This is a genomic window from Staphylococcus simiae, from assembly GCF_017357005.1.
Classification (GTDB): Bacteria; Bacillota; Bacilli; order Staphylococcales; family Staphylococcaceae; genus Staphylococcus; species Staphylococcus simiae_A.
Genome location: NZ_CP071589.1, coordinates 2,113,566 through 2,137,966 on the forward strand (window position 1 = coordinate 2,113,566; position 24,401 = coordinate 2,137,966).

39 protein-coding genes are annotated in these 24,401 nt (G+C 34.1%); 1 reads left to right on the top strand and 38 read right to left on the bottom strand.

Features of this window, described 5'->3' with window-relative positions; all coding sequences use genetic code 11:
* Window positions 1–7: 7 nt before the first annotated feature.
* From J3R86_RS09725 to J3R86_RS09755, 7 genes are all read right to left on the bottom strand, one after another.
* The gene (locus tag J3R86_RS09725; protein WP_207517121.1) at window positions 8–1,747 is read right to left on the bottom strand and encodes a lactose-specific PTS transporter subunit EIIC; all 1,740 of its coding nucleotides are present in this window, start codon (window positions 1,745–1,747) and stop codon (window positions 8–10) included.
* Window positions 1,748–1,752: 5 nt separating this feature from the next.
* A complete protein-coding gene (locus J3R86_RS09730) occupies window positions 1,753–2,064 on the bottom strand; it encodes a PTS lactose/cellobiose transporter subunit IIA (RefSeq protein ID WP_002462555.1) in 312 nt (103 codons plus the stop codon).
* A gap of 19 nt (window positions 2,065–2,083) precedes the next feature.
* The gene (gene lacD / locus J3R86_RS09735; RefSeq protein ID WP_207517122.1) at window positions 2,084–3,064 is read right to left on the bottom strand and encodes a tagatose-bisphosphate aldolase; all 981 of its coding nucleotides are present in this window, start codon (window positions 3,062–3,064) and stop codon (window positions 2,084–2,086) included.
* Between the two features lie 3 nt (window positions 3,065–3,067).
* Window positions 3,068–4,000 (bottom strand): tagatose-6-phosphate kinase, encoded by a 933-nt coding sequence (gene lacC / locus J3R86_RS09740; protein ID WP_207517123.1) that lies wholly within the window; start codon window positions 3,998–4,000, stop codon window positions 3,068–3,070.
* 12 nt (window positions 4,001–4,012) lie between these two features.
* Entirely contained in the window at window positions 4,013–4,528 is a 516-nt protein-coding gene (gene lacB / locus J3R86_RS09745) for a galactose-6-phosphate isomerase subunit LacB (protein ID WP_002462558.1), read from the bottom strand.
* Window positions 4,529–4,541: 13 nt separating this feature from the next.
* On the bottom strand, window positions 4,542–4,970 hold the full coding sequence (gene lacA / locus J3R86_RS09750; RefSeq protein ID WP_207517124.1) for a galactose-6-phosphate isomerase subunit LacA: 429 nt from the start codon (window positions 4,968–4,970) through the stop codon (window positions 4,542–4,544).
* A 400-nt stretch (window positions 4,971–5,370) separates the two neighbouring features.
* Complete coding sequence (locus J3R86_RS09755; RefSeq protein WP_207517125.1) at window positions 5,371–6,126, bottom strand: DeoR/GlpR family DNA-binding transcription regulator; 756 nt, start codon at window positions 6,124–6,126, stop codon at window positions 5,371–5,373.
* Between the two features lie 266 nt (window positions 6,127–6,392).
* Here J3R86_RS09755 and J3R86_RS09760 point away from each other — a divergent pair, with 266 nt between their 5' ends.
* Window positions 6,393–7,121, top strand: a complete 729-nt coding sequence (locus J3R86_RS09760; protein ID WP_207517126.1) for an NAD-dependent protein deacylase — start codon at window positions 6,393–6,395, stop codon at window positions 7,119–7,121.
* Window positions 7,122–7,558: 437 nt separating this feature from the next.
* On the opposite strand, the gene rpsI is transcribed toward J3R86_RS09760, so the two are convergent.
* From rpsI to rplB, 31 genes are all read right to left on the bottom strand, one after another.
* Entirely contained in the window at window positions 7,559–7,951 is a 393-nt protein-coding gene (gene rpsI / locus J3R86_RS09765) for a 30S ribosomal protein S9 (RefSeq protein ID WP_002464436.1), read from the bottom strand.
* A 19-nt stretch (window positions 7,952–7,970) separates the two neighbouring features.
* Window positions 7,971–8,408 carry a 50S ribosomal protein L13 gene (gene rplM / locus J3R86_RS09770; RefSeq protein ID WP_002464437.1) on the bottom strand — a complete coding sequence of 146 codons (438 nt, stop codon included), beginning with the start codon at window positions 8,406–8,408 and terminating at the stop codon, window positions 7,971–7,973.
* Between the two features lie 238 nt (window positions 8,409–8,646).
* Window positions 8,647–9,450, bottom strand: a complete 804-nt coding sequence (gene truA, locus J3R86_RS09775) for a tRNA pseudouridine(38-40) synthase TruA (protein ID WP_207517127.1) — start codon at window positions 9,448–9,450, stop codon at window positions 8,647–8,649.
* 4 nt (window positions 9,451–9,454) lie between these two features.
* Window positions 9,455–10,261 (bottom strand): energy-coupling factor transporter transmembrane component T family protein, encoded by an 807-nt coding sequence (locus tag J3R86_RS09780; protein WP_207517128.1) that lies wholly within the window; start codon window positions 10,259–10,261, stop codon window positions 9,455–9,457.
* Window positions 10,251–11,111 carry an energy-coupling factor transporter ATPase gene (locus tag J3R86_RS09785; RefSeq protein WP_207517129.1) on the bottom strand — a complete coding sequence of 287 codons (861 nt, stop codon included), beginning with the start codon at window positions 11,109–11,111 and terminating at the stop codon, window positions 10,251–10,253. Before J3R86_RS09785 ends, J3R86_RS09780 begins: the two co-directional genes overlap by 11 nt.
* The gene (locus tag J3R86_RS09790; RefSeq protein ID WP_207517130.1) at window positions 11,108–11,917 is read right to left on the bottom strand and encodes an energy-coupling factor transporter ATPase; all 810 of its coding nucleotides are present in this window, start codon (window positions 11,915–11,917) and stop codon (window positions 11,108–11,110) included. Before J3R86_RS09790 ends, J3R86_RS09785 begins: the two co-directional genes overlap by 4 nt.
* 510 nt (window positions 11,918–12,427) lie before the next feature.
* Window positions 12,428–12,796, bottom strand: coding sequence for a 50S ribosomal protein L17 (gene rplQ / locus J3R86_RS09795; protein ID WP_002461761.1), 369 nt, complete (start codon window positions 12,794–12,796; stop codon window positions 12,428–12,430).
* Between the two features lie 16 nt (window positions 12,797–12,812).
* Entirely contained in the window at window positions 12,813–13,757 is a 945-nt protein-coding gene (locus tag J3R86_RS09800; protein ID WP_207517131.1) for a DNA-directed RNA polymerase subunit alpha, read from the bottom strand.
* Between the two features lie 74 nt (window positions 13,758–13,831).
* Complete coding sequence (gene rpsK, locus J3R86_RS09805) at window positions 13,832–14,221, bottom strand: 30S ribosomal protein S11 (protein WP_002461763.1); 390 nt, start codon at window positions 14,219–14,221, stop codon at window positions 13,832–13,834.
* Window positions 14,222–14,244: 23 nt separating this feature from the next.
* Complete coding sequence (gene rpsM, locus J3R86_RS09810) at window positions 14,245–14,610, bottom strand: 30S ribosomal protein S13 (RefSeq protein WP_207517132.1); 366 nt, start codon at window positions 14,608–14,610, stop codon at window positions 14,245–14,247.
* Between the two features lie 22 nt (window positions 14,611–14,632).
* Window positions 14,633–14,746: a 50S ribosomal protein L36 gene (gene rpmJ / locus J3R86_RS09815; RefSeq protein WP_000868342.1), complete on the bottom strand. Its 114-nt coding sequence runs from the start codon at window positions 14,744–14,746 to the stop codon at window positions 14,633–14,635.
* A gap of 31 nt (window positions 14,747–14,777) precedes the next feature.
* Window positions 14,778–14,996 (bottom strand): translation initiation factor IF-1, encoded by a 219-nt coding sequence (gene infA / locus J3R86_RS09820; protein WP_001118443.1) that lies wholly within the window; start codon window positions 14,994–14,996, stop codon window positions 14,778–14,780.
* 193 nt (window positions 14,997–15,189) lie between these two features.
* A complete protein-coding gene (locus tag J3R86_RS09825; RefSeq protein WP_002461773.1) occupies window positions 15,190–15,837 on the bottom strand; it encodes an adenylate kinase in 648 nt (215 codons plus the stop codon).
* Between the two features lie 17 nt (window positions 15,838–15,854).
* Complete coding sequence (secY, locus tag J3R86_RS09830) at window positions 15,855–17,147, bottom strand: preprotein translocase subunit SecY (protein ID WP_207517133.1); 1,293 nt, start codon at window positions 17,145–17,147, stop codon at window positions 15,855–15,857.
* Window positions 17,147–17,587 carry a 50S ribosomal protein L15 gene (gene rplO / locus J3R86_RS09835; protein WP_002461776.1) on the bottom strand — a complete coding sequence of 147 codons (441 nt, stop codon included), beginning with the start codon at window positions 17,585–17,587 and terminating at the stop codon, window positions 17,147–17,149. The genes secY and rplO overlap by 1 nt, the downstream gene beginning before the upstream one ends.
* A 16-nt stretch (window positions 17,588–17,603) precedes the next feature.
* Entirely contained in the window at window positions 17,604–17,783 is a 180-nt protein-coding gene (rpmD, locus tag J3R86_RS09840) for a 50S ribosomal protein L30 (RefSeq protein WP_001096576.1), read from the bottom strand.
* A 16-nt stretch (window positions 17,784–17,799) separates the two neighbouring features.
* A complete protein-coding gene (rpsE, locus tag J3R86_RS09845) occupies window positions 17,800–18,300 on the bottom strand; it encodes a 30S ribosomal protein S5 (RefSeq protein WP_000113852.1) in 501 nt (166 codons plus the stop codon).
* A 20-nt stretch (window positions 18,301–18,320) separates the two neighbouring features.
* Window positions 18,321–18,680, bottom strand: coding sequence for a 50S ribosomal protein L18 (gene rplR, locus J3R86_RS09850; RefSeq protein WP_002461779.1), 360 nt, complete (start codon window positions 18,678–18,680; stop codon window positions 18,321–18,323).
* A gap of 31 nt (window positions 18,681–18,711) precedes the next feature.
* Window positions 18,712–19,248, bottom strand: coding sequence for a 50S ribosomal protein L6 (gene rplF / locus J3R86_RS09855; protein ID WP_207517134.1), 537 nt, complete (start codon window positions 19,246–19,248; stop codon window positions 18,712–18,714).
* Between the two features lie 24 nt (window positions 19,249–19,272).
* Entirely contained in the window at window positions 19,273–19,671 is a 399-nt protein-coding gene (rpsH, locus tag J3R86_RS09860; protein ID WP_002461781.1) for a 30S ribosomal protein S8, read from the bottom strand.
* Between the two features lie 29 nt (window positions 19,672–19,700).
* A complete protein-coding gene (locus tag J3R86_RS09865) occupies window positions 19,701–19,886 on the bottom strand; it encodes a type Z 30S ribosomal protein S14 (protein WP_001140799.1) in 186 nt (61 codons plus the stop codon).
* 22 nt (window positions 19,887–19,908) lie between these two features.
* Window positions 19,909–20,448: a 50S ribosomal protein L5 gene (gene rplE / locus J3R86_RS09870; RefSeq protein WP_002461783.1), complete on the bottom strand. Its 540-nt coding sequence runs from the start codon at window positions 20,446–20,448 to the stop codon at window positions 19,909–19,911.
* Window positions 20,449–20,474: 26 nt separating this feature from the next.
* Entirely contained in the window at window positions 20,475–20,792 is a 318-nt protein-coding gene (gene rplX / locus J3R86_RS09875) for a 50S ribosomal protein L24 (RefSeq protein WP_002461784.1), read from the bottom strand.
* Between the two features lie 35 nt (window positions 20,793–20,827).
* Complete coding sequence (gene rplN / locus J3R86_RS09880) at window positions 20,828–21,196, bottom strand: 50S ribosomal protein L14 (protein WP_000615921.1); 369 nt, start codon at window positions 21,194–21,196, stop codon at window positions 20,828–20,830.
* 31 nt (window positions 21,197–21,227) lie between these two features.
* Window positions 21,228–21,491, bottom strand: a complete 264-nt coding sequence (gene rpsQ / locus J3R86_RS09885; RefSeq protein WP_002432741.1) for a 30S ribosomal protein S17 — start codon at window positions 21,489–21,491, stop codon at window positions 21,228–21,230.
* A gap of 25 nt (window positions 21,492–21,516) precedes the next feature.
* Window positions 21,517–21,726, bottom strand: coding sequence for a 50S ribosomal protein L29 (rpmC, locus tag J3R86_RS09890; RefSeq protein ID WP_000644737.1), 210 nt, complete (start codon window positions 21,724–21,726; stop codon window positions 21,517–21,519).
* On the bottom strand, window positions 21,716–22,150 hold the full coding sequence (gene rplP, locus J3R86_RS09895; RefSeq protein ID WP_002432945.1) for a 50S ribosomal protein L16: 435 nt from the start codon (window positions 22,148–22,150) through the stop codon (window positions 21,716–21,718). The genes rpmC and rplP overlap by 11 nt, the downstream gene beginning before the upstream one ends.
* A gap of 2 nt (window positions 22,151–22,152) precedes the next feature.
* Window positions 22,153–22,806: a 30S ribosomal protein S3 gene (gene rpsC, locus J3R86_RS09900; RefSeq protein ID WP_002461788.1), complete on the bottom strand. Its 654-nt coding sequence runs from the start codon at window positions 22,804–22,806 to the stop codon at window positions 22,153–22,155.
* 24 nt (window positions 22,807–22,830) lie between these two features.
* Window positions 22,831–23,184: a 50S ribosomal protein L22 gene (gene rplV / locus J3R86_RS09905; protein ID WP_002432623.1), complete on the bottom strand. Its 354-nt coding sequence runs from the start codon at window positions 23,182–23,184 to the stop codon at window positions 22,831–22,833.
* A 27-nt stretch (window positions 23,185–23,211) separates the two neighbouring features.
* Window positions 23,212–23,490 carry a 30S ribosomal protein S19 gene (gene rpsS / locus J3R86_RS09910; RefSeq protein WP_002461789.1) on the bottom strand — a complete coding sequence of 93 codons (279 nt, stop codon included), beginning with the start codon at window positions 23,488–23,490 and terminating at the stop codon, window positions 23,212–23,214.
* Window positions 23,491–23,556: 66 nt separating this feature from the next.
* Window positions 23,557–24,390 (bottom strand): 50S ribosomal protein L2, encoded by an 834-nt coding sequence (rplB, locus tag J3R86_RS09915; protein WP_002461790.1) that lies wholly within the window; start codon window positions 24,388–24,390, stop codon window positions 23,557–23,559.
* Between the last annotated feature and the right edge of the window lie 11 nt (window positions 24,391–24,401).

Sequence of the window (24,401 nt, forward strand, 5' to 3'; positions counted from 1 at the left end):
CCTATCTTTAATTTTCGAATTGTTGTTGCACAAAATCAAGCGCTGCTTGACCATCACGAGTTAATTTAATATATTCTGCACCTTGTGTTTTAGCTAATTTAATACCTAATTTATCTGTATCAATCTTAATATCTTCATAGTTTGATGCAACTTGTGGTGCTAAAATAACTAAATGGTAATCTTTCATAATATCCATATGCGCACCGTAGCCACCAGCTGCTGCTTTAACTGGTACACCATAATCAGTTGCAGCTTTATTTAGTGCATTAGCTAGAAGACCACTTGTACCTCCACCTGCACATAATACTAAGACATTCGTTTGTTCTGTAATATTAGACGTTTTTGTCGCTTCAGATGTTGTATTACCATCACTATTTGTTTGTGTAGCAGAATTTGATGCTAAGATTGCATCAGCTTTTTTAGTATCAAAATTAGCTGCTACTTTGTCTTGTAAATCTTTATTTCCTTCTACACGACCTTCTTCTTCATCTAAAATTTCACTATCATATACTTTTAGGAATGGATAATAAATAATGACGTCAACAACGATTAATGTAATGGCTAAGACGAATGACCATAAGCCAAATCCAGTACCCATAACGATACCTAGAGGACCTGGAGTTGTCCAAGGTAAGTTAACACTGAAACTATTCATTCCTAGTACTTCAACAAATATTTTGAAAATCCAAACGTTAACAATCGGTGCTAAGACAAACGGAATAAAGAACACTGGATTTAAGACAATCGGTGCACCAAAAAGAATTGGTTCATTGACACCAAAGAATGTTGGAACAACCGCTGCACGACCAATCGCTTTATTACGTTTAGATTTCGTCATCCACATAAACATGAATGGGACGACTAATGTCGCACCAGTACCACCCATTGTGACGATGAACATTTGTGTACCAGATGTTAAAATTTTATCTGCATGCTCACCTGCTTGAAGTAACTTAAAGTTTGCTTCAACGTTGGCATAGGTAATTGCAGCAATTGCTGGTTCAACAATAGATGGCCCATGAATACCTACGAACCAGAACAATGCAAAGGCTCCGAAAATAATTGTGATACCAATCCAACCATCTGCTGCTGTGAACAATGGTTCAAATAACTTAACAATACCTTCTGCAACATTTGATTGGAATAATCCTCTAATTAATAAATCTAAGCCATATAAAATTAAAATAACAATGGCAAATGGAATTAAGTCTTTAAATACTTGAGAAATATTTGGTGGTACTTCTTTAGGCATTTTAATTGTTAAATTACGTTTAACACAGAAGTTATAAACAATAACTGTAACAAATGCTGATAGGAAAGCTGTTAATAACCCTTTTGTTCCCATAAAAGCACTTAAGAATCCGCCATCTTTTGCTGGATCTGATGCTAAAAATAGGAATCCACAAATCGCAGCTAACATTGTTGATATAAAGTTTATTTGATTAGTGCTTTCTAGCTTTCTGTTGTACGAATCTGTTAACGACTTAGCTGTTGTACCTGCTACTAATAATGCTACAAGCCCCATAGTATAGTTATATGGTTTCATTAAAATAGCTTCCATACCTTTATCCCATTTAAAACCGAAAATATTAGGAACATAAGCTATTAATAAGAATATACTTGAAAATAAGATAACTGGCATTGCTGAAATAAAGCCATCACGAATCGCTCTCAAATAAATATTACGCGATAATTTTTCAAAAAAAGGTTTACCTTTTTCTATTTGTGCAATTAATTTATGCATCAATGCCATCACCCTCTTTTATAAAATTCTAATAAATGTTTCATTAAATCTTTTAATAAAATAGTCGTCATTAAGTGGTCTTGACCATGCATCATTGTGACACTATAAGCAATATCATCACCTTGTGCTTCTTTGGCTAATAGACTTGTTTGCGCTCTATGTGCATCTGCAATACATTGATTACCTTCTTCAATTAGCGCTTCTGCTTGTGCAAAATCTCCTGCTTGTGCTGCAGTTAATGCTTCTAAAAATTTAGAACGTGCATCCCCTGCGTATGCTACAATTTCAAACCCTAATAATTGGACTTCTTCTCTATTCATCGTATTAACCCCTTTATACTTAGTTTCTTAATTTCCAAGAAGTGGCAGTATCTTTTAATACTTTGTTTAAGTCGTCAATATTTTTGAATCCAGTTGTACGTAACCATTCACGTGCTGCTTGTTCACCTTGTTCAATGTATACTTGTACAGCACCTGACCATGTTGCACGTCCACATAGTACACCGTTAAATTTAGCGCCTGCTTCGTGTGCAAATTTTAATGTTTCTTGGAATAATTCTGCTGATACACCTGCACTTAAATAGATATAAGGTAAGTTAGTAGCTGCATCTTGCGCTTTGAAATGTTGTGCCGCTTCTTCTTTGCTATAAACCACTTCACCTTCAGCAAATCCTTCAACATATTTCATATTTACTGGTACTTCGACTTTTAAGACATCAACATTAAAACGTGGTTCTGAGAATAATTTCATCGCTTCGTTTACTTTTCTAGGTTTAACTTTAGCAAATTCAACACTGCCATTATCCGGAATATTGTCATCATAAGTTAACACTTCTAAGAAAAATGGAATATCTTCTGCTACACATTCTGAACCAATTCTCTCAATATATGCTTTCTTTTGAATATTGATTTCTTCACTATCATCTACATCGTAATAAAGTAGGAATTTAACAGCATTTGCACCTTGCTCTTTTAAACGTTTCGCTGACCAGTCTACTAAACAGTCTGGTAAACGTCCTTTAGCATTTACGTCATAACCAGTTTTTTCATATGCTAATAGTAGACCGCAATCTTTATTACGTGCTTCTGAAGCTGGTAAACCATATTCTGGATCCAATAAAATTGAAGAAGCATATTGTGTTAATTCTTCTGCGACTAAGACTTTTAATTGTTCAATTTGTTCGACAGTTGGTTCTTCAGTTTGATGCTTAGCCATCATACGTTTTAATGCACCACGTTGGTCAAAAGCTAATGCTGAAATGACACCTTCGTGATTACTTAATTGTTCAATTGATTGAATTTTTTGACTAGATTTTGCCATTATTTACACCTCTAAAACTTCTATTTGATCAAATAGATTTTGATAATTAGATAAATTTACATATCCTGTTTGTGCTTCTTGCGCATTCAACATGCCCAATGTATTTGCTTTTTTAAGTAATGTTTGATCATTGTCATGATTAACAACTGCTGCAGTAATACCTGCTACTGTAGAATCACCAGATCCAACTGGATTTAAGACGTTAATCTTTGGAATGGAAACGCGATAATATTGCTTATTATGTTTAGCAAAAGCACCATTGGCTCCTAACGAGACAATGATCCATTCAATGCCATCGAATAATGGATTTGCTAATGCCGTTTTCAAACTTTCAACATCTTCACGCACTTGCTGTCCTAATAATTGCGATAATTCTGAAATATTAGGTTTGATTACTGTTGGTTTATATTGTTGTTGTAACACTGCAAGTAATGCTGTGCCTGAACAATCTAGCACTACAGGAATTTGACGTTGTTGACATAATTGAATGATTTGAGCATAGTAATCCTTGCTTAGTCCTTTAGGTAAACTACCTGAAATGGCTACCGCCTGTACCTTTGTTAATAATTCATCAACATGGTGAATGAATCCTCTTGCTTCGTCACTATCAATTGCTGGACCTTGCTCTAAAATCTCAGTTTGTTGTCCTTCATGAAGTATTGCTATACAATTTCTTGTTTCACCTTTGATATTATAAAAAGCGTGATACACTTCTGCGTCATCTAATTTCCTAGCGATAAGTTGTCCTAATTCTCCACCAATAAAACCACTAGCTAGTACTGGTTCTTTAAGTTGAGATAATACTCTAGTAACATTTAAACCTTTACCACCAGCAGTTTTACTAACTTGTTCAACTCGATTAACATCGTCTAATGTCAGAGTTTCTAGTGGATAAGATATATCGACTGATGGATTTAAAGTTAAAGTTAAAATCATAAACGTCGTCCCTTAATCGTGATATTCGCCTCTGTCCCATTTTTCTAAAAATTCATCAAAGAAATGTGGGTCAGCTTGATCTTTATTACTAGTTTCTAAATGTTCAATTTTAGCAATTAATTTTTTATTTTCTTCAGTCGGTTTATAGTCAGCATTGATAAACGCATCAATAATATCGCACATCAATAGTTCACCAGTAACACGTCCTCCAAAACCGATAACATTAGCATTGAGTTCTTCTTTAGCATATAATGCTGATGTCATATCACGTACAAGTGCTGAACGAATACCAGGCACTTTGTTCACTGCGTTATTAATACCTACGCCAGTACCACAAATGCAAATACCTAATTCAGCATTGCCATTGACAACTTGTTCCCCAACTTTTTTACCAAATATTGGATAATGTGTTCTTGTGAAATCGTAAGTTCCTACATCAATGACTTCATGTCCTTTTGATTTTAAATGTTCTGAAACTCGCATTTTTGTATCTGTAACAATATGATCGCAACCTAAAGCTATTTTCATTATTTCTTCCTCCTTAGCACATTTTATTAAGCATATCTACACGGATTTGGTGTCTACCACCATCATATTTACCTTCAACGAAGCCTTTTACGATATTTTTAGCTAACGTATCACCAACAATTTCTGAACCTAATGTAATGATTCTTGAATTATTATGACCGCGAGTCATGTAAGCTGAACGTTCGTCTGATACTTCAGCAGCTATCATACCTTTTATTTTGGTAGCAACCATAAAACTACCTGCACCATAAGCATCAATGGCAATTCCTAAATTACCTTCTTGTTGTTGTACTTCTTTTGCAATTGCAAGTGTTGAATCAACAAAATCTACTTGTTGTCCTTCTGTTACATCAACTACTTCGTAATGATTGTCTGTTAAATATGTTTTGATGACTTCTTTTAAGCGTTTGCCTGCTTCATCTGAACCGATAATAATAGCCATATTAAGTCTCCTTTATACTTTGATTTTGAAATACCTCTTATTTATAGCGGTTGATAGTACGTTTAAAGAAAAGGCTTTCAATAGATTACGTTTAAATTATAAACATAAAACAATAATAAACCAACATTATTAGTTGTTATTATGTTGATATTTTAGTTTGTTTAAACAAAAATGTTAGAAAGATGTTAAATTTTTTATTCGTTTAAAGTATTAATGTTGGAATATTGTTTGTTTACAGAGCAATATATGAAATGAAGTGAATTGGATATTGCGACAATACGTTAGGTTAATTAGATTATTGTTGTTATTAGTAAATGAATTGCAAATTATCAAAAAAAATAAGCAATACTCCGCAGATGTGAGTATTGCTCATACACTTTATTAATATTGTTAAATTTTGTTAGGCTATTAAATCAACATATTTTTTTATTTCTTCAATTTTATCATCATTATTATTATCCATAATTACCGCTGTTAAATCTGATAAATGACAAAACGTAGTAAAATCTCCTTTACCTACTTTTGTAGAATCCATCAATAAAAATGTTTCAAGTGAGTGATTTAATGCAAGTTGTTGCGTATATGCTTCATCTATTGAGGATGTCATGACCTCTCCATTCTGAACACCATTGCAACTGAAAAACATTTTAGTAAATCTTAAATTTTCTAGTGATGAATTAGTCATTTCACCAACAAAAGATTCTGTTATATCTCTCATTTCTCCACCCAGTAAATATACTCTAAAATTCAAACTTTGCTTTTCAAACAAAATTTTAAATACAGGGTAACAATTGGTAATTATAGTCAATGTTCGATGTTGAATTTCTTCTGCCAGTAATTCTACTGTTGTCCCAGGACCAAGAAATAATGTATCTCCATCTTCAATTAATTGTGCTGCTTTTTTAGCAATATATCTTTTTTCTTCAATATTTTTAGCATGTTTTTCTTTATGTGACATTTCTTTAAACTGGAATACAGAATTACTACGTGCCCCACCGTGTACCTTTTTTAAAATACCTTGTTCTTCTAATTCAGCTAAATCACGTCTGACAGTCATATCTGATACATTTAAACCTTCTACAATCTCATTTGTCCGCACAGTACCTTTTTTATTCACTAGTTTAGCGATTTCTTCTAAACGTTCATGCTTTCTCAATGAACTATCCTCCCCAATGATGCTATATCATCATATTAATTTGTTTATTCAAACATAATTTATGTTTATTCTATATCAAGACTATCATAAAAACTAACATTTTAAGTGATAATTGGAGATATTTTGTATGGTTATTACACATTTATGACTATTATCGCAACTTTAAATTAGTTATATTGTTATATTTATTAACATATTCATTATGTGTTATGTTGATATTAAAGGAAATAAAAATATTAGTGTCAAAAATTTGTGGAGTGATAACTATGAATAATAAAATAGAATATTTAGCAAAAATTATAGCTGATTCAAATAATATTATCTTTTTTACGGGAGCTGGTGTTTCTGTAGCAAGTGGTATTCCTGATTTTAGATCAGTTGGAGGTTTGTATGATGACATTTCAGAACAAGGCTTTTCTCCTGAATATATGTTAAGTCATGACTATTTAGAAACAGATCCTTTAGGCTTTATGGCATTCTGTCATAGTCGCCTATTATTTGCTGATAAAAAGCCCAACGTCGTTCATCAATGGATTGCCAAATTAGAGCAACAAGGTAAATCTTTAGGAGTTATAACTCAAAATATTGATGGCTTGCATTCAGATGCTGGTAGTCAACATGTAGATGAATTACATGGTACACTCAATCGTTTTTATTGTTTGTCTTGTGATCAAACATATACAAAAGAAGAAGTTATTAACCAAAATTTATATCATTGTGAGCAATGTTGTCATGCAATAAGACCTGATATTGTACTGTATGGAGAAATGTTGAATGAACAAACGATTTACAAAGCACTTAGTAAAATTAACAAAGCTGATACATTAGTTGTGTTAGGCTCTTCACTAGTCGTACAACCTGCTGCAGGTTTGATTTCTAACTTTAACGGCCAGCATTTAGTCATTATTAATCGTGATATTACACCTTATGATAATGATGCTACACTCGTTATTAATGATGATATGCTTAATGTTGTTAACCGATTAGAAACATAATGTGTGTCAGTTAATAATCGTGATGCTTTATAACGCTACCAATTTAATTTTTTTATCTAATTGAAAAGACGTCCAATTTACTATCCATTGAGTAAGTTGGACTTTTTTGATTGATACTTAATATAATAGGTATTATTTAATTGTTAACATAATAAAATGACTTTTTGTATTCCAATAAAGTTGTACCATATTTATAAAATTTTGCATAGGTGCATTATCTCCTTAGATTATTTGTTTAGTCACTTTTAATAATAGAGATAATTGCGCTTTTTTCATATTCAAAATACAAAAATCGGACTAATAGAAAATAACTTAAAATTCTCTATCAGTCCGATTTATTATAGAGCCAAAAAAGAAAACCTTTATTACAGAACCTTATAAAACTAAAAAAACACCTCGATGCAATATCGAGGTGTTTGGTATATATTGTTCGACAATTAACGTTTTGAGAATTGTGGTGAACGACGAGCTGCTTTAAGACCTGGTTTTTTACGTTCTTTCATACGTGGGTCACGAGTAAGTAATCCAGCGCGTTTTAAAGAACCTCTATATTCAGGATCTGCTTCTAATAATGCACGAGCGATTCCGTGACGGATAGCTTGAGCTTGTCCAGTGAAACCACCACCATTAACGTTTACTAAAACGTCATAGTTACCTTTTGTTTCAGTAACATCAAATGGTTGGTTTAAGTCTAAAATTAATGATTCGAATGGTAAGTATTCGCGTACGTCACGGTTATTAACTGTAATGTTACCTTCACCTGGTACTAAACGTACACGTGCTACTGAGTTTTTACGACGGCCTGTGCCTCTATATTCAACTTGTGCCAAAGTCATTTCCTCCTTCTAATTAACCACGTAATTCGTAGTTTTCTGGTTGTTGTGCAGCGTGTGGATGTTCAGCGCCACCATATACAAATAATTTTTTACCTTGTTTTTCGCCTAAACGAGTGCTTGGTAACATACCTTTAATTGAGTTTTCAATTAAACGTTCTGGGTTAGTTCTTTTTAATTCACCAGCAGTGATTGATTTAATACCACCTGGGTGATTTGAGTGACGATAGTAAATTTTGTCAGTTTCTTTGTTACCAGTGAAATGGATTTTTGATGCATTAATAACGATGACATAGTCACCAGTATCAACATGTGGTGTGTATGTTGGTTTATTTTTACCGCGTAAGATAGATGCTACTTCTGATGAAAGACGACCTAAAGTTTGTCCTTCAGCATCAATAACATACCATTTGCGCTCAATGTTTGATTCATTTGCCATAAATGTTTGACGCATAATAATTGTCCTCCTATAAATAAATGCTTCTATTCAAGCTATAAACAAGTCCATAACTCAATAGATGATTTCATTAGTTTCATTGTTAAAACGATAAATTTCATTTATTTTGTTAACTGTTGTTCATTTCTGCTTATATATCTTGTAACACAATAAGTTTCCGGGGCTTATCGTGGGGTGGATATAAAACAATACCGTTAATAATCTTATAATTTCATAAGCCTTTTGTCAATGGCAATCAGTCATTTTGCAATGATTTTTTACGATGAATTTTTATATTATTTCCAAAGTCAGTCGTTAAATCATTATCTTCAAAATAAATATGTTCTAAGTAAAGTCCTTCTGCAGGAGCTGTAAAAGGCACATTGTTGCGATTCCTACTTTCTAATAATTTAGGAACGTCTTCTACATGTTTCTTCCCTTTCCCCACTTCTATTAAGAAAGCTACGAGAACACGTACCATATTATACAGGAATCCTGAGCCCGTCACAATATAATCAAAACCATCTTCTGTTTGAATAATTTCGCTTTGATATAACGTTCTTACCTTGCTTTCAACTTCAGTTTTTTGAGAACAAAATCCTGTAAAATCATGTGTCCCAATAAATTGTTTAGCAGCTTCGTTCATCTTATCAAGATCCAAAGTATGTGATATATAGGTCTTTAAACCATTTTGAAACGGATCACGATGTGCCGCTTGATAAACTTTGTAGCGATAACGTTTGCCTAAACAATCATAACGACAATGAAATTGATCATCTATAACACTGACTTTTGTTACAAAAATATCATTAGGCAATGCACTATTCATAGCATATTGCCATTGACTCGTAGGAATATTAAGTTCTGTATCAAAATGAAAGTATTGTTGCACAGCATGCACACCCCTATCAGTCCTACTTGATGGATGAATTCTAACATGTCGTTTATGCATACGTTGTAAAATTTTTTCAAATTGTTGTTGTACTGTACGTCCTTGTTGCTGAATTTGAAATCCTAAAAAATTACTACCATTATATGTGATTTCTACTAATATGCGCACATTTCTACACCCCTGAATATTTAATAACAAATAAGATGATAGCAATTGGAATTAATAGCACTAATGCTATCGTGTCTCTCAGTTGCCATTTAAGCAGTCTGTAACTAGTTCTTTTTACATTAGCATCATAACCCCTAACTTCCATAGCAATAGCTAACTCTTCTGCTCTTTGGAAAGCTGAGATGAATAGTGGAACTAGTAATGGTATAAACGCTTTAATTCTAGTTGTTATATTTCCTGAACTAATTTCTGACCCTCGTGATTTTTGAGCTAAAATAATTTTGTCCAACTCATCCATTAAAGTAGGTATAAACCTCAATGCTATAGACATAATCATACTAAGCTGATGCACAGGTATTTTTATCCATTTTAAAGGTGTTAGTAATTTATCAAAGGCGTCTGTTAAATCAATAGGACTTGTCGACAATGTCATAAGTGTTGCAACCATCACAATTGCAATTAATCTTAGTGAAATATAAATACCTTCTACTATACCTGCTGTTTCAATAGTAAAAGAATGCCATTGTACTAAAACTTGTCCGCCTTTAGTAAAGAAGACATGCATTAAGAAGGTAAATATTAAAAAAACAAATATTGGTGTTAATCCCTTTATTAAAAACCAAAACTGAATTTTTGCTAATTTCATAAACAATAATATAAGCGCAAATAGCCATAAATATGTTATTGGTGAATGACAGAAAAAGATTAATATTATAAACAAGAAAACAAATATTAATTTTGCACGTGGATCTAAATTATGAATTATTGAATTGTTAGGAAGGTAGCGACCAATGATAAGTTTATTCTTCATATTGCCACTCCCTATACAATGCAACGAATTCTTCCTCAGTTAGCGCAATGTCTTTAAGTGTCGTATTATATTTTTGCTCAAAGTCATTTTGTAACTTAACAACATCTGGTAATGCAATATGCCATTCCTCAAAGCACTTTCTATTTTTAAACAGTGATTTAGGCGAACATTGCTCAACAATAATACCATTCTTCATAACAACGACTTCATCTGCATAACGTGCTACTTCATTCATATCATGTGAAATTAAAATAATTGTTTTATGTTCTTCAAGTTGTAAATATTTAAATAATTCCATTACTTGCCTTTTACTTTTTGGATCTAACCCTGCAGTTGGTTCATCGACTATAATAATGTCTGGATTCATTGCTAATACAGATACTATAGCAATTTTACGCATCTGGCCACCCGACATTTGAAATGGTGATTGAGATAAAATATCTCTTTGAAATCCAAGTTCCATAAGCAGTTTATGAGCATAATTTTTCGCTTCTTCAATATCCATATGGAAATTATTTGGTCCAAATACCATTTCTCTTTCTACAGTATCTTCAAATAACTGTGATTCCGGAAATTGAAACACCATTCCTACTTTTTTACGTATAGGTCTAATCACTTTATCTTTAGTCTTATGAGTTATTACTGTATCGTCAACTGATACAGTACCGCTTGTAGGCTTTAATAACCCATTAATATGCTGAATCAGCGTAGATTTACCACTACCAGTCTGACCGATAATTGCATAATACTTACCTTGCTCAAATTGAGCGTCTATTTGTTTTAACGCTTCATATTGATACGGCGTACCTTGTTGATAAACATAACTAACTTGTTTGAATTTTATTGTCATAATTGATTAACCAACCCTTCGTAAGTCATAAAAGTTGTCTCATTAGTTAAAAGTTGATTAATTTTCATTGAAAATGGTAAATCTAATCCAATTGCAGTTAAGTCTTGCGCATTATTAAATATTTCTGTTGGTGTTCCATTGTTGAACACTTGTCCTTGATTCATAACGATGACATGATCAGCTTGCATAGTTTCAGACAAATCATGTGTAATTGAAATAATTGTAATATCCTTTTGTTCTTTAACATCTCTAACAAGGTTAATTAAGTATTTTCTGGCTTCGGGATCTAACATTGATGTTGCCTCATCTAAAATAATCACTTTAGGATTTAATGCTAAAACGCCTGCAATTGCCACACGTTGTTTTTGACCGCCTGATAAAGCACTTGGTTCATTATCAGCTCTTGTTAACATATCTACTTCCTCAAGTGCCTCTTGTACTCTATGGTACATTTCATCATGAGGTACAGCACGATTTTCTAACCCAAATGCGACATCATATTTAACAATTGCTCCCACAAACTGATTATCAGGATTCTGAAATACTATGCCAATATCTCTTCTCGTTTGTTCTAAATTATCTTCACACAAGGTTTTATTTTGATAAATAATATCTCCTTCATTGGGTTGCTCAATTCCTACTATTAATTTTGCTATTGTTGATTTACCTGAGCCATTATGACCTACAATTGAAGTCCATTTCCCTTGTGGAATCGTAAATGAGACGTCATTCAATGTGAAGGAGGCATCACCTTGGTATTGAAACGTTACATGTTTAAATGATAATATGCTTTCTTTATCCTCCACTAGAATCACTCCTTTACGATTGGTTTACTTTTAATATTCTACAATATTTATATAATGCTGTATACGCTATATATGCTTAATTCATACTATTAGTTGTTCATTAAATTTGCAAATTAAAATATTTATATCATCTTTTAGACGTTCATTTTTTCCATTTTAAGAAGATGTAACTTCAACTTATGTATATGCGTGAAGTAACTATAAATATAGTAATTATTGTATTAAATCTAAAATTTGCAGATTATTTTAAACAAATGTGTTTTGTAGAAAGTGGAATTTGTAGTTCCGTTGCTAAAGCTAAAAAAAGGATTTGCAGACAATAAAGTCTACAAATCCGTTATCTTGTACAATAAAAAAGCGCGCACCCCATCATAAGTTTGTTGAGTTCACGCTTTAAATCTTTATTAAGTTGATGGGGTACTCTGAGCTAGACAATATTTGTATGTGGCAAACATTATCGTTGCACTCATTTGCTTTATATAAAAGTAGTTAGTGTATTTATATAAATTCTTATACTAATTCGATAATTACTGATTCAGCACCGTCACCACGACGAGGGCCTACTTTAAGGATGCGAGTGTATCCACCTTGACGTTCTGTATAACGCTCAGCGATTTCGCCAAATAATTTTTGAAGAGCAGTTTGAGTAGTTTCATCTTCATTTAAGATTTCAACATTACGTAATGTTTTTGCTGCATTACGACGAGAAGCTAAATCTCCTTTTTTACCTAAAGTGATTAATTTCTCAACAACACTGCGAACTTCTTTTGCACGAGCTTCTGTAGTTTCAATACGCTCACTAATAATAAGTGAAGTAGCTAAGTCACGTAACATAGCTTTACGTTGATCAGAAGTACGACCTAATTTTCTGTAACCCATGAGTTAACCTCCTTTATCAATCTTCTTTTCTTAAACCTAAACCTAAATCTTCTAATTTATATTTAACTTCTTCTAAAGATTTACGTCCTAAATTACGCACTTTCATCATATCAGCTTCAGATTTATCAGCTAATTCTTGAACAGAGTTGATTCCTGCGCGTTTTAAGCAGTTATATGAACGTACAGATAAGTCTAATTCTTCAATAGACATTTCTAATACTTTTTCTTTTTGATCTTCTTCTTTTTCAATCATGATTTCAGCATTTTGTGCTTCATCAGTTAGACCTACAAAGATGTTCAAGTGTTCAGTCATTATTTTTGCTGCTAATGATACTGATTCTTGTGGTGTGATTGAACCATTAGTCCAAACATCCAATGTTAATTTATCAAAATCACTGCTTTGACCAACACGTGTGTTTTCAACTGTATAGTTTACACGTTCAACAGGTGAATATAATGAATCAACTGGAATGACACCAATAGGTAAATCACTAGTGTTATTTTGTTCTGCTAATGCGTAACCTCTACCTTTGTTAGCTATAAGACGAACTTTTAAGTGACCACCTTTAGATACGGTTGCGATTTTAAGTTCTGGGTTTAAAATCTCTACATCACTATCATGTGTAATGTCGCTTGCAGTTACTTCGCCTTCATCACGCACATCAATTTCTAAAGTTTTATCTTCTTCAGAGTAGATTTTTAATGCTAATTTTTTGATGTTCATAATAATTGTAGAAACATCTTCAACTACATTATCTACTGCTGAAAATTCATGTAGAACTCCTTCAATTTCGATGTACTTAACGGCTGCACCTGGTAATGAAGATAGTAGGATACGACGTAAGGAGTTTCCTAGTGTAGTACCGTAGCCACGTTCTAGTGGTTCAACAACGAACTTACCGAATTTAGCATCTTCACTAATTTCAATTGTCTCAATTCTAGGTTTTTCGATTTCTATCATTTAAATATCCTCCTTAAATACGTCGACTAATTTTAAAATGTTTGCTCAGTGACCTGTAACAATTTCATCAAAAATTATACGCGACGACGTTTTGGTGGACGACAACCATTATGAGGTACTGGAGTAACGTCTCTAATTGCAGTTACTTCTAAACCTGCTGATTGTAATGCACGAATAGCTGATTCACGGCCTGGACCAGGTCCTTTAACTGTTACTTCAACTGATTTTAAACCATGCTCCATAGCTGATTTAGATGCAGTTTCAGATGCCATTTGTGCTGCGAATGGTGTTGATTTTTTAGATCCTTTAAATCCTAATGCACCAGCTGATGACCATGATAATGCGTTACCGAACTCATCAGTAATAGTTACAATAGTATTGTTGAATGTTGAACGGATGTGTGCCACACCATTTTCAATATTCTTTTTCACTCTACGTTTACGAGATACTTGTTTACGTGCCATTTAATATTTGCCTCCTTTACCTATTATTTTTTCTTGTTAGCTACCGTTTTAACTGGTCCTTTACGAGTACGAGCATTGTTCTTCGTTTTTTGACCACGAACTGGTAAGCCACGACGGTGACGGATACCACGGTATGATGAAATTTCCATTAAACGTTTAATGTTTAAGTTTTGCTCACGACGTAAGTCACCTTCAACTTTGTAGCTATCTACAACTTCACGGATACGACCTAATTCATCGTCAGTTAAATCTTTTACACGAGTATCAGCTGAAATATTAGCTTCCTCAACGATTTTTTGTGCTGTTGAAGTACCGATACCGTATATATAAGTTAATGAGATAACAACGCGTTTTTCACGTGGAATATCTACTCCTGCAATACGTGCCATATTAATTTACACCTCTCTTTTATTAACCTTGTCTTTGTTTGTGTTTAGGATTTTCACAAATTACCATTACTTTACCTTTACGTTTAATGACTTTACATTTTTCGCAAATTGGTTTTACTGATGGTCTTACTTTCATTTTTATACCTCCCTATATTATGGAGTGACGATTATTTATAACGATAAGTAATTCTTCCGCGTGTTAAGTCATACGGAGACATCTCAACTGTTACTTTGTCGCCAGGTAGAATTCGAATGTAATTCATTCTGATTTTACCACTTACGTGAGCTAAAATCTCATGACCATTTTCTAATTCTACTTTAAACATTGCATTTGGTAAAGTATCAAGTACAGTACCTTCTAATTCAATTACATCTTGTTTAGCCATTGATTAACTTCCCCCTTTTTGCAATAGTAAGGTAATCGTCAATAGACAACTTTATGGTTACGAATCTATCAGTGATTAATTTTATAAGTTAAACAAAAATTACGGGAATTAATTATCGTTAATTGCCACTCTCTGCTAATAAATACAATCAAATCATACTTCACTTAACAATAGACCGCCAAAAGTTGATCTATTACAAATGATCTAAGATATCAATGACATCTTTAGTAACTTCGCTAATATCTTTTGAGCCATCAATATTTTTTAATACACCTTTTTCATTATAAAACTCAAGAATAGGTTTTGATTGTTTAATATTAACACTCAAACGATTAGAGACAGTCTCAGGATTGTCATCTTCACGTTGATATAACTTGCCACCATCAATATCACAAATACCATCGACCTTTGGAGGATTAAATACAAGATGATATGTTGTACCACACTCTTCACAGATACGACGACCTGTAAGTCTGTTCATTAATTCTTCTTCAGGAACTTCAATATTGATAACTGCATCAATATTTCTGTCAAGCTCAGACATAATATTATTTAATGCCTCAGCTTGTTCGATTGTTCTTGGAAAGCCATCTAATAAGAAACCTTTTTTAGCATCATCTTCAGAAATTCTTTCTTTAACGATACCAACTGTTACTTCATCAGGTACAAGTTCGCCACGATCCATATAAGATTTAGCTTCTTTTCCTAATTCAGTTTCATCTTTAATAGCTTTTCTAAACATGTCACCAGTTGAAATGTGGGGTATTGGGAATTTCTTAACAATTTCACTTGCTTGAGTTCCTTTACCTGCGCCAGGTAAACCCATCAAAATGATATTCATAAGTGCCCTCCTACAAATTATCTATTGCCAAAGCCTTTATATTCTTTTTGAGTTACTTGTGCTTCTAATGATTTCATAGTTTCAATAGCTACACCAATTACGATAAGTAAACTTGTACCACCAATCTGTATAGATTGTGGTAATCCCATAAACTTAGTCGCTAATATAGGTAATATTGAAATAACCGCTAAGAAGATAGAACCAACAAAAGTTAAACGATAAAGTACTTTAGTAATATATTTTTTGGTTTGTTCACCAGGTCTTATACCTGGAACGTAACTACCTTGTTTCTTAAGATTGTCAGCCATTTTTTCCGGGTTAACTTGTACAAATGCATAAAAGTATGTGAATAAAATGATTAATACAATGTATATAACCATTCCAATGTTACTTGAAGGATTTGCAGTATTTGCAATGTTTTGTGCCCAATCTGCATCAGGGAAGAACAATGTTAATGTTCTTGGTAATAAGAAGAACGCCATTGCAAAAATAACAGGAATAACTCCGGCTGAGTTAACTTTTAAAGGTAGATATGTTGCTTGTGAACCTAATCTTTGAGCAGTTTGTTTCTTAGCATATTGGATTGGAATTTTACGTTTAGCTTCAAGTACATAAATTGCACCAATAGTTAAAAGAATAAGAGAAACAATTAATCCTAATACTTTTAACCAAGCTAATGACGTATCCTCTTGACCAACAAATGCAGACTGTCCAAACTGAATAAGACTTGCAGGTAGCGTTGATAAAATACCAGCAAAAATGATAATTGAAATACCATTACCAACACCGAACTGAGTGATTTGATCACCAAGCCAAATTAAGAATGCAGTTCCTGCTGTTAAAACTACTGCAATTAATAAATAACTCATAATTGACTGATTTATAATCAGTGCACCTTTAAGATAATTATTAAATTGGAATGCCATACCTATAGATTGGATAAATGCCAAAATAATCGCTAAATAACGTGTAACGTTAGTTAACTTTCTTCTTCCTACTTCACCTTGTTTTGCCCATTCTGAAAACTTAGGAACAATATCCATTTGTAATAATTGCATTACGATAGATGCGGTAATGTAGGGCATAATACCCATTGCAAATATAGAAAACCGTTTCAAGGCTCCGCCACCAAAAGTATTTAATAACTCAGTGGCACCTTGAGAACCTTGGGGATTATCAAAAGCTGCAGGATTTACTCCTGGAGCTGGTATATAAGTCCCTATTTTAAATATAACTAACATTGCTAGAGTGAAGAAAATCTTGTTACGAACTTCTTTTGTTTTAAAGAAGCTCACAAGGGTTTGAAACATTAGATCACCTCGTGTGCTCCACCTTTAGCATCAATAGCTTCTGCTGCTGAAGCTGAGAATTTATGAGCTTTCACTGTCAATTTTTTATCAAGTGAACCATTTCCTAGTACTTTAATACCAGATTTTTCATTCTTAACAACACCAGATTCTACTAATAAAGCTGGAGTTACTTCAGTACCATCTTCAAATTTATTAAGTTGGTCTAAGTTAACAATAGCATATTCCTTACGATTAATGTTAGTAAAACCACGTTTTGGTAAACGACGGAATAATGGTAATTGACCACCTTCGAATCCTGGTCTTACACCACCGCCTGAACGAGCTTTTTGACCTTTTTGACCGCGACCACTTGTTTTACCGTTACCAGTCGCTGCACCACGTCCTACGCGATTGCGTACTTTACGTGAACCTTCTGCCGGTTTCAACTCATGTAATTTCATATCGGCACCTCCTTAATTATTTTTCTTCTACTGTTAATAAATGTTTAACTTTGTTGATTTGCCCACGAATAGCAGGGTTATCTTCAACTACTACTGAACTATTAGTCTTTTTAAGACCTAAAGCTTCAACAGTTTTACGTTGTGTTTCCGGACGACCAATAACACTACGAGTGAGGGTAATTTGTAATTTAGCCATAACTAGTTTTCCCTCCTTAATTATATAATTCTTCTACTGTTTTGCCGCGTAATTTTGCAACATCTTCAGCATTTTTAAGGTTTTGTAAACCATTGATTGTCGCACGAACCATATTAATTGGTGTGTTAGATCCTAATGATTTACTTAAGATATCAGTGATACCTGCTAACTCAAGTACGGCACGAACTGGTCCACCAGCGATTACTCCTGTACCAGGTGCTGCTGGTTTCATAAATACGCTTCCTGAACCATAACGACCAGTGATTGTGTGTGGAGTTGTACCTTCTACACGTGGAACAACTACTAAATCTTTTTTAGCTGCTTCAACAGCTTTTTTGATTGCTTCTGGTACTTCTTGAGCTTTACCAGTACCGAAACCTACACGACCATTTTTGTCTCCAACTACAACTAATGCAGTGAAACGGAAACGACGACCACCTTTTACAACTTTTGCTACACGGTTAATGGTAACAACGCGTTCTTCAAATTCTTTCGTCTCTTCTTCTCTACGAGCCATGTATTTGTCCCTCCTTTAAATTAAAATTCTAATCCGCTTTCTCTTGCAGCTTCAGCTAATGCTTTAACACGTCCGTGATATAAATATCCTCCACGGTCAAATACAATTGCTTTAATACCTTTATCAGTAGCTTTTTTAGCGATTGCTTCGCCAACTTTAGTCGCTAATTCAACTTTAGTTGCATCAGTAGCTACATCGCTGTCTTTAGAAGAAGCTTGAGCTAATGTTACGCCTTTATTATCATCAATAAGTTGAGCGTAAATGTGCTTGTTTGAACGATATACGTTTAAACGTGGCTTTTCAGCTGTACCTGATAATTTAGTACGAACACGTGAATGTCTTTTTAAACGCACTTTATTTTTATCAATTTTACTGATCATTTCAATACTCCTTTCTGTAGAGTTTTATCTATTATTTACCAGTTTTACCTTCTTTACGGCGAACATATTCACCTTGGTAACGAATACCTTTACCTTTGTAAGGTTCTGGAGGTCTTACTGAACGAATGTTAGAAGCTAATGCTCCAACTTGTTCTTTTGAAATTCCTTCAACTTTAACGATTGTGTTTTTCTCTACTGAGAATGTAATATCATCTTCAGCTTTAATTTCAACTGGGTGAGAATAACCAACGTTAAGGATTAAGTCTTTACCTTGCATTTGAGCACGGTAACCTACACCTACAAGTTCAAGTACTTTTTCGTAACCTTTAGAAACACCTTGTACCATATTATTTAATAAAGCACGAGTTGTACCATGATTTGTTCTATCATCTTTAGAATCTGATGGTCTTACAACTTCTATAGTGTTCTCGTCTTGTTTAAAAGTCATTCTTTCATTTAAAGTTCTTGATAATTCACCTTTAGGACCTTTTACAGTTACATGATTTCCATCAAAAGTTACTGTTACGTCACTAGGGATGTCAATAATTTTCTTACCAACACGACTCATGTTATGGCACCTCCTTATATTTTATTACCAAACGTATGCGATAATTTCTCCACCGACATTACGTTTTCTAGCTTCTTTATCAGTGATAACACCTTCTGAAGTTGATACTAATGCAATACCTAAGCCATTTAATACTTTAGGCATTTCTGATGCTTTAGCATAAACACGTAAACCTGGTTTTGAAATACGTTTTAATCCTGTGATAACACGCTCATCGTTTTGACCATATTTTAAGAATAAACGAAGTACACCTTGTTTATCATCTTCTATATATTCAACGTTTTTAATGAAACCTTCACTTTTTAAGATTTCAGCAATTTCTTTTTTGATATTTGATGCAGGTAACTCTAATTTCTCGTGACGCACCATGTTAGCGTTTCTAACACGAGTAAGCATATCTGCGATTGGATCTGTCATTGTCATTGATTGTTGCCTCCTTTCATACTTTTTTATTACCAGCTAGCTTTACGAACGCCAGGGATTTGGCCTTTGTAAGCTAATTCACGGAAACAAATACGGCATAATTTAAATTTACGATATACAGAATGTGGACGGCCACAACGTTCACAACGAGTGTATTCACGTACTGCATATTTTTGTTTTTTTTGTTGCTTAGCAACCATTGAAGTTTTAGCCACTTAATTAGCCTCCTTTAAATAATTATTTACGGAATGGCATACCGAAGTTAGCTAACAATTCACGAGCTTCTTCATCAGTGTTAGCAGTCGTTACGATAACAATATCCATTCCTCTAACTTTACTTACTTTATCATAGTCGATTTCTGGGAAAATTAATTGTTCTTTAACACCTAATGTGTAGTTACCGCGTCCGTCAAATGCTTTTTTAGAAACACCTTGGAAGTCACGTACACGAGGTAGTGATACTGAAATTAATTTGTCTAAGAATTCATACATTCTTTCGCCGCGAAGTGTTACTTTGGCACCAATAGGCATACCTTCACGTAAACGGAATGTTGCTACTGATTTTTTCGCTTTTGTTACTAATGGTTTTTGACCAGTAATTAATTCTAATTCTTCAACAGCACTGTCTAGAACTTTAGAATTTTGTACAGCGTCACCTACACCCATGTTCACTACAATTTTATCTATTTTTGGTACTTCCATTACTGAAGTATAATCAAATTTTTTCATTAAGTTTTCAGTAACTTCTGAGTTAAACTTTTCTTTTAAACGGTTCAAAGTGGGATCCTCCTTTCAACTTATAATTAATTATTAGATTTAATTTCTTCGCCTGATTTTTTAGCGATACGAACTTTTTTACCATCAACAAATTTGTAACCAACACGAGTAGGTTCATTTGTTTTTGGGTCTAACAATTGTACGTTAGAAACATGGATTGCTGCCTCTGTTTCTAAGATTCCACCTTCAGGATTTAATTGAGTTGGTTTTTGGTGTTTTTTCATAATGTTAACACCTTCCACAACGACACGGTCTTTTTTAGGTAGAGTTTCTAATACTTTACCTTCTTTACCTTTGTCTTTACCTGCGATAACTTTTACGTTGTCACCTTTTTTGATATGCATGTGGGCACCTCCTTATATATATTGGTTAATGATTATTATAGTACTTCTGGTGCTAATGAAACGATTTTCATGAAGTTACCTTCACGTAATTCACGAGCAACAGGACCGAAGATACGAGTACCACGTGGGCCTTTGTCATCACGAATGATAACACATGCATTTTCATCAAATTTGATGTATGAACCGTCATTACGACGAACACCTGATTTAGTACGTACGATAACAGCTTTTACAACGTCACCTTTTTTAACAACGCCACCTGGTGTTGCATTTTTAACGGTACACACGATTACATCGCCAATGTTCGCTGTTTTACGACCAGATCCACCTAATACTTTGATTGTAAGAACTTCACGAGCACCAGAGTTATCTGCTACTTTTAAGCGTGTCTCTTGTTGGATCATTAATTAAACCTCCCTTATCTTTAAACTTGTATTAAATAATTACTGACTCTTCAACAATCTCTACTAAACGAAAACGTTTTGTTGCTGATAAAGGACGAGTTTCTTGAATTTTAACAATATCTCCTAATTTAGCTGAATTGTTTTCATCATGAGTTTTGTATTTTTTAGAGTATTTTACACGTTTGCCGTATAATTTGTGTGTTTTGTAAGTTTCAACAAGTACAGTAATAGTCTTGTCCATTTTGTCTGAAACAACTCTACCTACATAAACTTTACGATCATTTCTTTCGCTCACTTTTGTAACCTCCTCTTTCACTTAATTATTGATTAGCCTTACTTTGTTCAATTTCTCTTTCACGAGCAACAGTTTTTAGACGTGCAATCGTTTTTCTTACTGTACGAATACGTGCAGTTTCTTCTAATTGACCTGTAGCTAACTGAAAGCGTAGGTTAAAAAGCTCTTCTTTTGAAGATTTGATTTGTTCTTCGATTTCTGAAGTGGTTAAGTCTCTAATTTCCTTAGCTTTCATTTGTTTCACCACCCAATTCTTCACGTTTTACAAACTTAGTTTTTACTGGAAGTTTGTGACTTGCTAAACGTAGTGCTTCACGAGCAACTTCTTCAGATACACCAGCAACTTCGAATAAAATTCTACCAGGTTTTACAACTGCAATCCAGCCTTCAACCGCACCTTTACCAGCACCCATACGTACTTCTAAAGGTTTTTTTGTATATGGTGTATGTGGGAAGATTTTAATCCAAACTTTCCCGCCACGTTTCATGTAACGTGTCATTGCTATACGAGCAGATTCGATTTGACGAGACGTAATCCAAGACGTTGTAGTTGCTTGTAATCCGTACTCACCAAATGTTACGTAGTTACCGCCTTTTGAACGACCAGTTGTTTTAGGACGATGTTGACGACGATATTTTACACGTTTTGGTAGTAACATTATTATTTTCCTCCTTCACTAGTGTTCTTAGTAGGAAGAACTTCTCCACGATAGATCCATACTTTAACGCCTAATTTACCGTAAGTAGTATCAGCTTCTGCGTGTGCATAGTCAATGTCAGCACGTAATGTATGAAGTGGAACAGTTCCTTCTGAGTATTGTTCAGCACGAGCGATGTCAGCTCCGCCTAAACGACCTGATACTTGTGTTTTAATACCTTTAGCACCAAGTTTCATAGCTCTTGTAATTGCTTGTTTTTGTACACGACGGAATGAAGCACGATTTTCTAATTGGCGTGCAATGTTTTCTGCCACTAAACGAGCATCAAGATCAATTTTTTTGATTTCAATAACGTTGATGTGTACTTTTTTATCAGTTAACGCATTTAATTTGTTGCGTAATTTTTCGATTTCTGAACCGCCTTTACCAATTACCATACCAGGTTTACCAGTATGAATTGCAATGTTGATACGGTTTGCAGCACGTTCGATTTCTACGTGAGAAACAGACGCTTCTTTTAATTCATTATCAATAAATTTACGGATTTTTAAATCTTCGTGTAATAGTGATGCGAAGTCTTTTTCAGCATACCATTTAGCTTCCCAATCACGGATGATACCAACACGAAGTCCGATTGGATTAATTTTTTGACCCACAGTATTCCCTCCTTAAAAAGTTTATTAAGCTTCTTTAGCTTCTTCTTTACCGTCACTTACGACGATTGTAATGTGGCTTGTACGTTTGTTAATCGCACTAGCACGACCTTGTGCACGTGGACGGAAACGTTTCAATGTTGGTCCTTCGTTAGCATATGCTTCTTTGATAACTAATTCATCTGTGTTCATGTCATAGTTATGTTCAGCATTTGCTAAAGCGGACATTAATACTTTTTCGATTACTGGTGATGAAGCTTTGTTAGTTAATTTTAAAATAGCAATAGCTTCAGCAGCATTTTTACCTCTGATTAAGTCAAGAACTAATCTTACTTTACGAGGTGCGATTCTTATTGTTCTAGCAACCGCTTTTGCTTCCATTAGGATGTCCTCCTCTACTTTTAAATATTATCTTCTAGTTTTTTTGTCGTCTGCAGCATGTCCTTTAAATGTACGTGTAGGAGCAAACTCACCTAATTTATGACCTACCATATCTTCTGTTACATATACAGGTACATGTTTACGTCCGTCGTATACTGCAAAAGTATGTCCGATGAAATTAGGGAAAATTGTAGAACGACGTGACCATGTTTTGATTACTTGTTTCTTTTCGCTTCCTTCTTGAGCTTCAACTTTTTTCATTAAATGCTCATCGACGAAAGGTCCTTTTTTAATACTACGAGCCATTTGGGCGCCTCCCTTCTTATTATGTGCGTGCAGCACTAGGCCGCACACTCAAATAAGTTGATTTTATTATTTTTTCTTACGTCCACGAACGATAAGTTTGTCTGATGATTTTTTACCACGACGTGTTTTCTTACCAAGCGTAGGTTTACCCCATGGTGACATTGGAGATGGTCTACCGATAGGAGCACGACCTTCACCACCACCGTGTGGGTGATCGTTAGGGTTCATTACAGAACCACGAACAGTTGGACGAATACCTTTCCATCTTGAACGACCAGCTTTACCAACATTAACTAATTCATGTTGAATATTACCAACTTGACCAATTGTAGCACGACAAGTTGATAAAATCATACGTACTTCACCAGAACGTAGTCTGATTAATACATATTTACCTTCTTTACCTAATACTTGTGCGCTAGCACCAGCTGAACGTGCAATTTGTCCACCTTTACCAGGTTTAAGTTCGATGTTGTGTACTACAGTACCTACTGGAATGTTTTGTAGTGGTAATGCATTACCTAATTTAATATCAGCTTCTGCACCACTTTCAACGATTTGTCCAACTTGCAATCCTTTAGGAGCAATGATGTAACGTTTTTCACCATCTGCATATACTAATAATGCAATATTTGCTGAACGGTTTGGATCATATTGAATTGAATCAACTTTTGCATTGATTCCATCTTTATTTCTTTTGAAGTCGATAACACGGTATTGACGTTTGTGTCCACCACCATGGTGTCTTACAGTCAATTTACCTTGGTTGTTACGTCCCGCTCTTTTCGGTAGCGGTTGTAATAATGACTTTTCAGGTGTTGTCTTTGTGATTTCTGCGAAATCCAAAGAAGTCATATTACGACGACCATTTGTTATTGGCTTATACTTTTTAATAGCCATTGTCGCTTACC